Consider the following 13,445-nt stretch of genomic DNA (forward strand, 5'->3'; position numbering starts at 1 on the left):
TGAGCTGGTGCCCCTTTATGCAGTGACCAAAGTGCGTTGAATAACCTGATACAGGGTATTTGCGTCTATGGGTTTTGCCACATGAGAGTTCATGCCATGGGCAATATAGTGGTCTACGTCATCTTTCATCACGTTGGCCGTTAGCGCAATAATTGGTAGCTGTGCGATAGCGGGATTGTTATCTGCACGTATTTTCTGGGTTGCAGCCACACCATCCAGTACCGGCATCTGAATATCCATGAGAATTAAATCAAATTCGCTATCGCGTTTTAAGGTTTCAAGGCACTCAACCCCATCAGAGACTATTTGGCATTTTGCCCCGGCGTTCTGCAGCATATTTTCGATCACCACCTGATTGATGGCATTATCTTCTGCCACCAGAATTCGCAAATTGTGCAGCTCTGTAGAGACCGGTTTCGCAGGTAACTCATCACCGCCTGAGGTTGTTGTGATGGCGTCAAACAGCTGGCTGGCCGGACAAGGTTTTTGCAGTACAGTACTGATCTTAAGACCGTCACTTTTTTGTTTTACTACCGCAACATCATACGCGGTAATCACTATAATTTTTGGCGTCCAGCCCTGCGCCAGTACCGCTTTGAGAAATCCTTCGCCATCCATCTCCGGCATACACCAGTCAGTAATGACGATATCAATTTCGCTCTTTTTAAAATGCGCTAATCCGTGTTTGCCACTTTTGGCAATCAGCACTCTGGCGCCACCTTTGGTAAGGGTGGCAGCCACTTCTTTCAGCGCCAGAACATTGTCATCCACCACCAGTATCGTTTTGGGTTCTGCCATGCTGTAGTCGCGCTCATCCGCTAACACTACCCGATTATTTCTGAGTAACTGCACACTGGCCACAAAGCGGCTGCCCTGATTTATCTGGCTGGTTACTGTTACATCCCCTCCCATCAGTCGACACAATTGCTGACTGATCACCAGCCCCAACCCGGTTCCGCCATACTTTCTGGTGGTAGAGGTATCAGCCTGAGAAAACTCGGTAAACAGCCCGCCAATGGTTTCCTGACTCATGCCAATACCGGTATCTGCCACGACAAATTGCAGTTCGACCGCCTCACTCAGGGTTGGATTGGTTGCTGCCTGCGCGGTAACTGTCACTCTGACACCGCCTTGACTGGTAAATTTAATGGCATTGGAGCAAAGGTTGAGTAACACCTGATTTAATCTGACCAGATCCCCTATTAAATCCAGCGGCACATCCGGATCGATATCAAGACAAAAGTCGATCCCTTTATCCAGAGCAGTTTGTTCAAAATTAGTCTGCAAAAAGTCGTGCACGCTCATCAAAGAAAACGGGATCTGCTCCAGCTCAATTGAATTGGCACTAATTTTCGAATAATCCAGAATATCGTTGATAACAATCAGCAAATGCCTGGCGGCCGACTCCATTTTGCTTAAGAAGCCCGTTTGTTGCGCATCCAGGCGGGTATTTTGCAGTAACTGGGTCAGCCCAATTACCCCGTTTAAAGGAGTCCGAATCTCATGGCTCATATTGGCCAGAAAACTGGATTTAGCCCGTGCGGCCTCCCGGGCATCATGGACCGCCTGTTCAAGTTGTTCGTTCTGATGATGCAGTTGCTGTCGCTGTTTACGCAGGGTTTCAACGGCATCATTGAGATCCCGCGTTTTTTCGTCCACCTTTTTCTCCAGACGAACGCGCAGCGTCAGATTCAGGTATACGATGCTCGCAAGCAAAATTGCCAGGCAGGTGCCGGTTAACAAGATAATGCCTTGTTGCCACAATTGTTGCTGCGGACTTTCATTGGGGATCACGTAGAGGGTCCACTGGCGGTCAAAAACCTGCAGACTGAATTCACTGTAATAGTCCGATGACAACAAAACCGGCGCAGCCTGTTGTTCAATGCTGTCCTCAGGGAAATAATATACCTTACCCTGAGCATCAGCCAGCGCGTAACGAAAGGCGGTTTGTCCGATATTCATTTCCGTGGTTTCAAACACTTCGTGCAAATACTGACTGGAAGTCACCAGGCCAGCCACCTGTTGTTCATGGTCCGTTTGTTTGCTCATTATTGGCGAAATATGCACGAAAAACGGACTTTGGGTGATGGCCTGCAATGGCTCAAAAAAACCAATTACGGTATTGTTTCGGTTGCGAATAGCGCGGAAAATCGAAGGCCCCAGAGGCAGGTTTTCGGTCATCTGGCGGCCGATAAAGTCATCCCGCGCAATGGCCGGGTATGTGTATTGAATAAACGTAATGCTGTTGTTTGCGGTTTCCACGAGCGGGGCTTTCTGTCCGCCTTGCAAACTAAACGGCTGAAAATCGCGAAACTCCGCCGTTTCGTTACTCCTGAGCTTTTGCAGCAATGGCAGTAGCTGCTCGTCAGTAACGTTTGCCAGTATGGAAACCCGGCGTCCCTGTGGAAATTCCGGATAAATTTGCTCAACAAATCCGGCAAATTCGTTAAAACTCACCCATTCTGAACTGGCAAAAAAGTTAGCAATGGACTCCACCTGATACAGGGCGCGTTTTAGGCTGGCTTCGATGTCGGCAGCACGCAACTCAGCGCGTCTTTGCAACTGTGTGATATTTTTCTCGGTAATCGCTTGCTGCTCATTAATGGCGTACCCCAGGGTCAACAGCAAGCCAACAACAAACACCAATAATGCCGCAACAAGCGGCTGTATCCGGGTGGCATTGTCAGGTGTAAACAGGCTCATTCAAAAACCACTTCGATGCCAAGACCCAATTCGCGAAATGCGCCCTGAGCGCACAGCCGGTTGGTATCCACATTGGTGCCAGGAATAGTGGCGCGCTCGCTGCAATATTGCTCATCCGTCAGATTGCGCCCCCAGACAGACAAATTCACCCTGGGATAACTGGCAGGCGTAAAACTGATACCGCCGTGCAGTAAATGCACTGCAGATTCAGAAAAGTTGTGCCGCCAAACTTCAGAATGATTACCCGCCAACGCGTGAATGTAGGCGTCTGTAAAATTGTAGTGCAGATGCCAGTTCATCGTGCCGTATTCTCCGGTCAGGCTCTGTTGCAGCAGGATGCTGGCAGTCCAGGGGGGCGTGTTGGGTAGCGCATTCCCTACCACTACTGAGTTTTGAAAACCGCTTTGCAGATGTTCTGCAATCGCGCGGGTATCCAGTTCGGCTTCTGTGACTTTGGCATCGACGTACGCCAGTCCTGCTTTGAGGGTAATATCTGAGGGTAACAAAGCGCTCAGCTCTGCCTCAAAGCCACGCGTTCTGGCCCCGGGCAAATTCACCAGCGAAGCAAACAAATCAGCAGGATTACCGGGATTGTAAACCAGAAAAAACTGATAATCTTGCCAGTCGTTATTAAACAAAGACAGGTTAAAGCGCAATCGATCATTGAGCCATTCAGATTTGAGACCCAGCTCTGCGGTGACAACCCGTTCCGGTGAGACCACACTGTCCAGCAAAGCGGTATAGGCGGCTGTTGTAGGATTTGAGTTAACCGCACCCATTTTATAACCTTTGGCCAGATAACCATAGAAGCGCAGGTTTTCGCTGTAATCGTGCATCAGTGACAGCTTTCCACCCCACTCGCGAAATGTGCGATTGATATCCGCGTTCGCGGGTATGCCCTGGTTGGCCTGATAAAAATTATCAATCACGGCAAATCCCGCATAATCCCGTTGCACATCAAACGACGGATTCCCCAGGCTATACCAACCAAAAGAGCCCAGGGGAAAAGGCATGTCTTCGGCATCCATCAACATCCCGGCGCTGTTCACTGTGGGTGTCAGGCGCTGCAGGGTCCAACGACCACTGATGCCAAGCAGGGTTTGTTCCGCAATAGCCTGCTCCAGGTGACCATACCCTGACAATGACACAATATCATTGTTCACCAGCGCACCGCGATCAAACAAGGGCCCCTGCCCCGCGTCATCAATAGCATCATCCGGGCGTCCAGGACCTACCGGGTCGATGAACGCCGTTTGTAAAATATCGCCCTGCTCCAGCGTAGAGAGCACACCCAGTAACCAATGTCCTGTTGCACTTAGCGGTGACAGCCACTGAAATTCTTGTGAAAAAGACCGGGTGTCAGTGGAGTTATAGGTAATCACCTGCGCTACCCCGGATGGTGCCCCCTGCGCTCCCCAGTCATCCATGCGCTCACTGTCAGCAATCTCAAAGGACGTCGTGGACTTAAATTCAACCCCCGGAAATTGCTGGCGATAAAGCAGGTAGCCGCCATAGGCTTCGATATTGTCTCTGGGGTTGATCAGCTGACTGGTCACTTTCTGTAAATCGTATGCGTCCAGGTCAATCAGGCCACTTTCATCGCTGGCGGTAATAAAGGTTTTTACCGCACTAATTTGCTGTTGCCGCCCACCATACAAGGCCACCTGAAAATGGCTGTCCTCGCTGACATCAAACCGCACCTGTGCTTTAAAACCTTGCCGATCGGAATTGTGAAACTGCGTGTCATTGCCCACATGGCTGGCATCAAGCCTGCCGTCCTGACGCAGTGTATCTGCCGTTAAACGAAACCCGATATCGTCATCCGGGGATGCTGCCAGGGTCGAAGTCAGTTGCCGCAGTGCGTCACTGCCCAGATTCACCCTGAGTTTGCCTTGCAGGTTGTCTCCGGCCTGCGGACGGGCTGAAATATACTTGATAGCGCCACCGGTAGTGTTTTTGCCATAGAGCGCCACTTGTGGTCCCCGCAGCACTTCGACTTGCTCTATGTCCAACAGGCTAAAGTTTGCCAGAACCGGATTTTGAATTGCGACATCGTCGATATAAAGCCCGACGGCGGGAATAGAAGAGAGGTTAAAGTCATCGGTGCCGACCCCCCGAATAAAATAATTGTAAACACCGGATATGGAGCGATTGGCATTGAGGTTAACAATTTGTCCGGCAATCTCGCTGGCCTGATCGATCTTAAAGGCGTTTAAGGTGCGATTATTCACAGCAGAAACAGACAAGGGCACTTGCTGGACCGACTGAATGCGTTTTTGCGCAGTCACTTCAATGCGTTCCAACTCTGCATCCTGAGCAATGCCGTCAGCCCCGCTCAGTACAACCATGTAACCGATAACATAAGTTATGTTTTTGAACACAATAACCCCGTCTCCCAACGCACGATTACCCGAATCCCCGCAACTCCCTAAGGCAGTCGTCCCCTAAGCAGATTCTCCTGTTACCTGTATATCATTGCACAAGGTAAATAAATGCACCAATTTCAATTTTCAGCTTATTTCATTAATAAACTGGCCATAGCTTTGTTAAACACCGCCATCCAACGCTGACTGTATTGGCCTTCTGGCATGTTGTTCATTTCGATAACGGCGCGTTTTTTCGGGCGTTTGCGATGGGTGTCATGGGCCCGTTGATGGGTTAGTGCATCAAAAGTATCTAAAATGGCCAACAATTTCGCGCCTTCACAAATATCCTTTTCCATAAGTCCCAGAGGATAGCCGGAGCCGTCACAACGCTCGTGATGTTGCATCACAATTTTACGTGCCTCGTTCCACTGATCTAAGTGTTCCAGCAATCTGGAACTTTTATAGACGTGCGAGCGCAACAGATTGAACTCGGCAATTTCCAGCCTGTCGCGTTTGTGTAAAATGTGCAGAGGCATAAAGGCCATGCCAAAATCGTGAACATAACAGGCCACCAGCAGTTGATCCGCGTCAATGGGGCTGCCTTCCATCTTATTCATGAGTAACGCCAGTTTGGCAATTCTGTCGCCTCGTCCGGCCCAATACATAGACCGGGCTTCAATGGGCTCCATTAGCGCCCGGAAAAACACGATATCGGTTTGACGTTCCTTACTGAGTACTTTTATGGTGCTGTCGGAGTCCAGCGGGTTGGACTCTTTGTTGATTGCTGAATCATCATCGGTGTCCAGATCTTCATTCACCGACTGGGCTATCTCAGCCGGAGGATCATTTTCCGGCTTGGCATCCAAAGTGGGGTCCAGCAAGAGTACTGATTCGGCTAACAGCTTTTCGTGATGCGGGCCATTGTCGGGTTTTATCCGACTGATGTGCTGTACCAGGTGTTTAAATAATTGATCGTCATATTGTGCTGTGCCACTGCTGATACAACTTTCTACAAATAACTTTACCCGGTCCAGCGTAAGCAATACCAAATCACTCATGGTACTGGTGTAATTGATCTGCCCGTTTCTCAGGAAGTCCAGTAAGTCTTCAACATGCTGCAGCAGCGGGATCAGGGGTGAAAAATTCACCATCCCTAAATCCCCTTTGATGGTGTGGATCGAGCGAAACAGGGCGCGCTGCAATTCGTTGTCTTTGGGCTTTAATTCCAGCTCGATTAAGGTTTGTTCACTGGCTTCGTAAAGCTCATTAATCTCTTCAAGGAGATCGCCTAAAATCTCTGCGTCCAAATCGTCATGGGTAAAGGTTTGCATTAATCAGACAGCCCTGTTTTTGTTGTTTCTTTATTGCGTCGCTTGTTGTACAAAATAGTTCAAATGTGATCCTGTGCACTTAACCACAGGTCCTGCAACGAGTATAGGTTAAATCGTCAATCTTTGCATGACCAGAATAAGCGCGCAAAGTTGCGCTGTAAATTTACTGCTCATCTGACATGATTTAGCAAAAAAAACGCTATACTATGCAGCCTTTTGACGACACTGGAAATCATTTTGTTAGCCATCTTGCGCATTATTGCTTTGTTTATCAGCTTTCTCCTTATTAACGGGATCCTCATTATTTTTTGCCTTTTGCGTCCCATGCATCGCAACAATGTGTATTCCTGCAGTATGGTTTACGGCATTATGTCTCGTATTTTGGGCCTTAAAGTGGTGGTGCAGGGCAAAGAAAATGTCCCCAATGAACCTGTGGTTTATATCGCCAATCACCAGAACAGTTATGACTTAATCACTATCTGCAAGGCCGTCATGCCGGGTACGGTTTCAGTCGGTAAGAAAAGTCTGGTGTTTATTCCGGTATTTGGCTGGTTGTACTGGCTCTCTGGCAATGTCCTCATAGATCGTAAAAACGCAACACGGGCAGCGGACACCCTCAGCTCTACGGTGGCAAAAATAAAAAAGCGCGGTATTTCGGTGTGGTTTTTCCCGGAGGGTACCCGCAGCTATGGGCGCGGCATTTTGCCGTTTAAAACCGGTGCCTTTCGCATCGCAGATGCCGTAAACATGCCGGTGGTAAGAGTTTGCGCCAGCAACCTGATTGACAAAGTTGATTTAAATCGCTGGGACAATGGCACCCTGATTATCCAAATCAGCGAGCCGATATATATGGATGACAGCCGCGGCATCAAAGAATGGTCAGTACTGTTGCGGGAAAAAATGATCGAAGACTTTGATCAGGTCAATAACGAAGTCGCACAGCTGACAAAAGCGCGTTAAACTTACGCAAAAATATACTCAAGAGATCGCTATGCCACACTCAAATAGCCTGCAAGACTGGTATCAATTTAACCAGGAAACCCTCGAAGCGCTGATTAATGACGGCAGCGCTGCCGATAAACCCCATACCATAGAGCACCACATTGCCAGCAAGGATTTCGCATTGCTGGAAAAGGCGGCAGTCGACGCTTACAAAGCAGGGTTTGAAGTTACTGACGCCGAAGAGTTGATTTTAGACGACGGTGATGAACTCTTTAGCTTTGATGCAATCGCAGAAAGATCACTGGACCTGGAGCAAATTAACGCCGATACCAGTAAATTGGTGAGCATCGCGGAAAAGCACAAAGTGTTTTACGACGGTTGGGGCACCTATTTTGTGGAGTAGTTGTGCGCTGAACACGCACAAGCGATAGCAGAGCAAACTGTGCTGAATCTCATTTGGTTAGCCTTCTTTTTTATTGCCGCTTTCTGCGGTTTTTACCAATGGCTGGTGCTGGGTAATCAGGCCATTTTTACTGAACTGGTTAGTGCCATGTTCGACATGGCCAAAGTCACAGTAGAAATTGCCCTGGGACTGGTGGGTGCTTTATGCCTTTGGTTGGGCATTTTTAAAATTGCCGAGCACAATGGCTGGATAGCCAGGTTGTCCCGGTTACTGACCCCCCTGTTTCAACGTTTAATGCCTGAAGTCCCCGCTAATCATCCGGCCGTTGGGTCAATCACCATGAACCTGTCTGCCAATGCATTGGGACTGGATAATGCTGCGACACCGCTGGGCATTAAAGCCATGCAGGATTTGCAAACCCTGAATCCCAACAAAACCACCGCCAGTAATGCGCAAATTTTGTTTCTGGTACTCAATACCTCCTCTGTTACCCTGTTTCCGGTGTTTGTGTTCGTGTACCGGGCGCAACAGGGTGCAGCAATCCCCACCGATGTATTTTTACCGATACTGATCACCACCAGTTGCTCCTCGATTGCGGGGCTGATCGCAGTGGCTTTGGTGCAACGCATTAATCTTCTGCAGCAAACGGTGCTCCTTTATGGCGCGCTGTTTTTTGCCCTGATGGGCGGCTTGCTGGTGTATTTTGTGAGTTTGCCTGCGGCCCTAGTTGGCCCGCAATCTTCGCTGTTGGCAAACCTACTGATTTTCTGTTTTGTGGTGGGTGTCCTGTTTAGCGCCTGGCGCCAAAAACTGGACACCTATGATTTGTTTATCGAAGGCGCCAAAGAAGGTTTTCAACAGGCCATCAATCTGATCCCCTATTTATTGGCAATGTTAGTGGCGATCGGCTTATTGCGCGCCAGTGGTGCAATTCAACTGGTGGTGGATGCAATTGCCTGGCTGGTGTCGCTGGCAGGCTTGTCTACCGCGTTTGTGGATGCACTGCCTACCGCTCTGATGAAGCCGCTGAGCGGCAGCGGTGCGCGCGCCATGATGATTGAAACCATGCAGGTGCATGGCGCAGATTCCTTCGCCGGAAGATTGTCAGGAATTTTTCAGGGCTCAACCGAAACTACCTTTTATGTGCTGGCGGTTTATTTTGGCGCTGTGGGCATAAAACACAGCCGCCATGCTATTCCCTGCGCCTTAATTGCCGACGCCACCGCCATCATCGTGGGTATTGTGGTAGCCAGCGTATTTTTTGCATAGTACCAACAGGAATGATTATGCGTATTTTGTTACTTGTATGCCTTTTACCTTTACTGTGTAGCACCGGTTTCGCCACAGAACTACCTGAAGCAGGAAGCTGGCACACAGTTGAGCAGCCACTGACTATTCCGGTGTTACAGCGCGACCGCACTGTGCGCATTTACCTGCCGCCCGGTTATTACCAGCCAGAACGGCGCTTTCGGGTGTTATACATGCACGATGCCCAAAATTTGTTTGACGACAGCACGGCATTCGCCGGTGAATGGCAAGTTGACGAACATCTCAATGCGTTGGCAAAAGAATCAGATTTACAGCTGATTGTGGTAGGCATAGACAATGGCGGTGAACATCGCACAACAGAGCTAAGTGCCTGGTCGCACGAGCGTTATGGCGAGGGAGAAGGACAACACTACACTGACTTTATCGTTAACCTGGTTAAACCCTATGTCGACCGGCATTACAAAACCATGCCGGATGCCGAAAACACCGCCATCATGGGTAGCTCGATGGGAGGCCTGGCCAGTCACTATGCGCTATTCTCCCATGCTGAAGTTTTCAGCAAAGCCGGGATTTTCTCGCCCTCCTATTGGTACGCCCCGCAGGTTTTTCAGTTTACCCGGGAGCACACTCTGCCCAAAAGCCACCGTTTGTATTTTATCGTCGGTGAGCTGGAAGGTGAGGATATGGTGCAGCCGATGCACAAGATGACCCAACTTTTATCAGAAGAAGGGCACCCAAACCAGCATATCCAGGCTAAAGTCATTGCGCAGGGGAAACACAACGAAGCCTTTTGGCGAGCACACTTTTCAGATGCGATAACTTGGCTGTTCAGGCCACTGTGAATCTTCTACACTGAAACATAGGTAACACTGTGAGGTCATTGTGAGTGCCACTGATAATCACAACCCGGAAATGGAATGGAGCACAGCCTCAGCACAGGTGCACATTATTACGCCGGACTTTTTTATACCGGGCCTGAACCGGGATCGCACGGTACGGGTTTATCTGCCGCCCGACTACCAGCAATCAGACAAGCATTATCCGGTGTTGTACATGCACGACGGGCAAAATTTATTTGATGAGGCCAGCGCCTACTCCGGAGAGTGGCGGGTGGATAAAAGCCTGAACCTGATGGCCCATCAGCAGCAACTGGAATTAATTGTGGTGGGCATAGACAATGGTAAACAGCACCGCATTACAGAGCTGAGTGCCTGGGATAACGCCACCTACGGTAAAGCTGAAGGGCAGCACTATCTGGATTTTATCGTACAACAGCTGATGCCCCATATTAACCAGCATTACCGGACACGCCCTGACCGCAACAACACCGGTATTATGGGCAGCTCCATGGGCGGATTAATGTCTCATTTTGCCATTCATCGTTACCCGGATATCTTTTCCAAAGCTGGTATTTTGTCGCCATCATTCTGGTATGCCAGTCCGGTTTTTGAATTCACCCGACAACGGCCGCTACCGGCGGACTGCCGTCTGTATTTTCTGATGGGCAACGAAGAAGATAAAACCATGGTGGATGACATGCACAATATGGTGAATCAAATCGTAGACTGCGGGCATCCCACCTCGCACATTTTCAGTAAAACCGTGCCGGGCCGGGGCCATTCGGAATCGTTCTGGGCAGAGGAGTTCCCCCAGGCCGTAAAATGGTTGTTTGGCTAGCCGCACAAGCTATTGCGCAGCCGCCAACATCTTAAATAACTACTAAGGGGTCAACGTCAAATGCACCTCGGTGTAATACATGTCGGTCAGTCCTTCGTAACCTGAGTCAGTCCCTATCATGATCCACAGCTCGCCGCTGGCGGAAGACTGAACTTCAAATCCATCTTCGAGTGCCACTTCCAGGGTTTTCTCACCAAAAGCCGTGCCTTCACAATTTGCACCTTCAGCCACGATATTGCCAATCACAATCGCATCGTTACCCGGTTGCGACTGGTTGCCTTTGTCTATGTTCATGTAAAAGTCCAGTTGCTCAGGCTCAATTTCCGTGGCCCCCATCTTCACATACACAGACTCGCCAGGTGCACCACCGATACCAATGCAATCAGCGCCGGCATTAGAAAAGAACGAGACGCTGCCGTGCAAGGTATAGTCAGTGTTTGGATGCAGACCTACTACACGCCCCTTCAGGTACATGAACAGATCATCGCTGCGATTCATGCCTTTCAGACGAAATCCCTGGTCGCCTGATTCATCCGGCAAATCGGCAATTTCGGCCTCCAGCTCATAGATCTCCTCATCATCCACCGGATAATCTGAAAAGCCGGCTTCCCAACCCTGTTTGCCATCATTAAATTCTGTGGTGATCACCACAGGTTCAGGAACCGCTGGTTCATCATTGTCATCCGAGCCACAGGCGGCTAACAACAATGCCGCAGAAAAGGTTAAATAGTGTTTCATTGATACTCTCCTTTGATTAGCTGCGGCTATGATAAAAAGAGCGTCGCATGAATGTCGTAATAGATTGTTGTCTAATTGGATTAAATTGTTACCGATAGCGGGATTTTTGAGCAAACCGAAGGCGCTGCCCTGCTGCGCATTCCGCACCTTAGCAAAGCCACCCCATAATCACAGCTCAAAGTACTGCGTAAAACACTTGTACAATTGCGTTCCACCCAACACGCTGGCGGACGGAAAATGCAAAATAGGGATCAAATCACAAGGTGCCTTTATCTCGCTGACAGCGCGTTTATCTTCCAGCTCATCGATATTCAGCACCCTGGCCATGACTTCTCCACGCTTTACCCGCTGACCGGGTTTAGCCAGATACTCCACGATTCCGCCAACCTGACTAAACAAGATTTTATAGTCTTTGAGATACACCGTGTGACGTTGCATGTTTTGCGGAATGTAAAGAGGCTCAGCAAAACACCCTTTGGCCGATAAATAGCTCAAAATACTCTGCGCATCCTGTTGTCCGGCCTGAAAGTCAATCACTTCCTGGGAGCCCATTTCCACGGTAAAGGCTTCAACACCAAACTGCCAGTCCCGTTGCGGATATTTATCGGTCAGTTGTTGTTGCAAGGTCCACCAGGGACAAAACGTCGCTTCGTCCAGGGCTCCGGCGAACAGGTTAGGTATCAGGATGACATGCGGTATATTAAAAAACCTGGCGGATTCGCGGGCGTACTCAGGAACATAAATATGGCGGGTCGATACCGGACCGTTGTGTAAATCCAATACAATATCGGCGTCAAACGCAAAGCGCTGTAGTTTCAGGTTTAATTGTTGCGCCAGGCCGACGCCCCATTCCCTTGCTAATACCTCGTCAATGCCCTGTTTTACATGTTCTCTGAAGCGCGCTTTCAGCAGCTTAATGTCAGCATTTTCATCAACCTGTTGGATAAACTGATCTAATGATGCCTGATCAAAATGGTAGGCCCGATTCCAGTTTTGACCATTTACCGGGTCAAAACGCCCCAGTGTATACTCACCGGATTTGAGATTACTGCCCACCGGATTGCAGTTCGGGATCAGGATCACCTCACCTTTTAACGGCGCAGACTGCAACGCCTGGATCAAATGATAAATAACGACATTGCCCTGTACTTCTGCCCCGTGAATAGAGCTTTGAATGTAAACTTTTGGTCCAGCAACGTTACTTTTAAAGCGGTACACAGGCACGTTGAGATTGCGACCGGACACATTCTGCGCCACCACCAAATATTCTTTTTTAAAGGTAACCTGAGATTTCAGCATTTCTGATCAATACGTCCTGATTTTTCGTACCCACCCTAAATAACAAGTGAGAACAATTAGAGCAAGTTGAAATTATAAAACGAGTGGTGATGATTTTATCTAACCGGAGGCAATTAATCCTTAAGTATGATACACATAGCGAATTTTATCGGGTATGGTTTCAACTATCGGTTGCCCGGAGTATTGAAGGAGTTGCAACATGATTAAACCCGACGTTCCGCACAATGAAGCAAAACGGATGGCACTGGTGAATCAGTTACAAATATTGGATACCCGGCCAGACCAGGTTTTGGACGATATCACTGCGGCGGCCCATGCCTATTTCGACGTGCCTATATGCCTGGTAACTATCGTCGATAAGAAGCGCCAGTGGTTTAAATCAAATGTAGGTCTGAATGCCTGCGAAACGACACGCGATGTTTCTTTCTGCGGCCATGCCATTAATCACGACGAGACCTTGTACGTTCCCGATGCCGAAGATGACTATCGCTTCAGATCGAACCCTTTAGTGCTCGGTGAGCCTCATATTCGTTTTTATGCCGGTGCCCCCCTTATTTTGCAGCCCGATTTACGCGTCGGCACCTTGTGTATCATCGACCGGGTACCAAGAGAGCTCAGCGATGAACAACTGGCGGTTTTGCGCGATTTTGCCGACCAGGTGCAATCCTTTATGCTTTCTCTGTCAGAACATCAGGAAACCAGTTAACTGAGAAAAAT

The 13,445-nt window shown here is 49.1% G+C and carries 11 protein-coding genes; 6 read left to right on the plus strand and 5 right to left on the minus strand.

Translation table 11 applies throughout. The features are described from left to right. Positions 1-15: 15 nt before the first annotated feature. The 3 genes from AC0J20_RS12685 to AC0J20_RS12695 form a co-directional block, all read right to left on the minus strand. The gene (locus tag AC0J20_RS12685; RefSeq protein ID WP_473021922.1) at positions 16-2,703 is read right to left on the minus strand and encodes a response regulator; all 2,688 of its coding nucleotides are present in this window, start codon (positions 2,701-2,703) and stop codon (positions 16-18) included. Further along, positions 2,700-5,084 (minus strand): TonB-dependent receptor, encoded by a 2,385-nt coding sequence (locus AC0J20_RS12690; RefSeq protein ID WP_473021923.1) that lies wholly within the window; start codon positions 5,082-5,084, stop codon positions 2,700-2,702. The genes AC0J20_RS12685 and AC0J20_RS12690 overlap by 4 nt, the downstream gene beginning before the upstream one ends. Before the next feature lie 134 nt (positions 5,085-5,218). Then, positions 5,219-6,400 (minus strand): HD-GYP domain-containing protein, encoded by a 1,182-nt coding sequence (locus AC0J20_RS12695; RefSeq protein WP_473021924.1) that lies wholly within the window; start codon positions 6,398-6,400, stop codon positions 5,219-5,221. Between the two features lie 237 nt (positions 6,401-6,637). On the opposite strand from AC0J20_RS12695, the gene AC0J20_RS12700 reads away from it, so the two are divergent. From AC0J20_RS12700 to AC0J20_RS12720, 5 genes are read left to right on the plus strand one after another with little or no spacing between them, the layout of a single operon-like run. Next, the gene (locus tag AC0J20_RS12700) at positions 6,638-7,360 is read left to right on the plus strand and encodes a 1-acylglycerol-3-phosphate O-acyltransferase (protein ID WP_229530181.1); all 723 of its coding nucleotides are present in this window, start codon (positions 6,638-6,640) and stop codon (positions 7,358-7,360) included. A gap of 31 nt (positions 7,361-7,391) precedes the next feature. Beyond that, a complete protein-coding gene (gene rraB, locus AC0J20_RS12705) occupies positions 7,392-7,745 on the plus strand; it encodes a ribonuclease E inhibitor RraB (protein ID WP_229530089.1) in 354 nt (117 codons plus the stop codon). A gap of 39 nt (positions 7,746-7,784) precedes the next feature. Beyond that, positions 7,785-9,014 (plus strand): nucleoside recognition domain-containing protein, encoded by a 1,230-nt coding sequence (locus tag AC0J20_RS12710; RefSeq protein WP_229530088.1) that lies wholly within the window; start codon positions 7,785-7,787, stop codon positions 9,012-9,014. Between the two features lie 17 nt (positions 9,015-9,031). Beyond that, positions 9,032-9,856: an alpha/beta hydrolase gene (locus tag AC0J20_RS12715; protein WP_473021925.1), complete on the plus strand. Its 825-nt coding sequence runs from the start codon at positions 9,032-9,034 to the stop codon at positions 9,854-9,856. 40 nt (positions 9,857-9,896) lie between these two features. Beyond that, entirely contained in the window at positions 9,897-10,691 is a 795-nt protein-coding gene (locus tag AC0J20_RS12720; protein ID WP_473021927.1) for an alpha/beta hydrolase, read from the plus strand. Between the two features lie 42 nt (positions 10,692-10,733). Here AC0J20_RS12720 and AC0J20_RS12725 read toward each other — a convergent pair whose 3' ends face one another. After that, positions 10,734-11,429 carry a hypothetical protein gene (locus AC0J20_RS12725; protein ID WP_473021928.1) on the minus strand — a complete coding sequence of 232 codons (696 nt, stop codon included), beginning with the start codon at positions 11,427-11,429 and terminating at the stop codon, positions 10,734-10,736. A 168-nt stretch (positions 11,430-11,597) separates the two neighbouring features. Continuing rightward, positions 11,598-12,728 carry a peptidase M14 gene (locus AC0J20_RS12730; protein WP_473021929.1) on the minus strand — a complete coding sequence of 377 codons (1,131 nt, stop codon included), beginning with the start codon at positions 12,726-12,728 and terminating at the stop codon, positions 11,598-11,600. A 199-nt stretch (positions 12,729-12,927) separates the two neighbouring features. Here AC0J20_RS12730 and AC0J20_RS12735 point away from each other — a divergent pair, with 199 nt between their 5' ends. Continuing rightward, positions 12,928-13,434, plus strand: coding sequence for a GAF domain-containing protein (locus tag AC0J20_RS12735; protein ID WP_473021930.1), 507 nt, complete (start codon positions 12,928-12,930; stop codon positions 13,432-13,434). Positions 13,435-13,445 lie beyond the last annotated feature (11 nt).

It is taken from the genome of Planctobacterium sp. R6 (genome assembly GCF_055755215.1).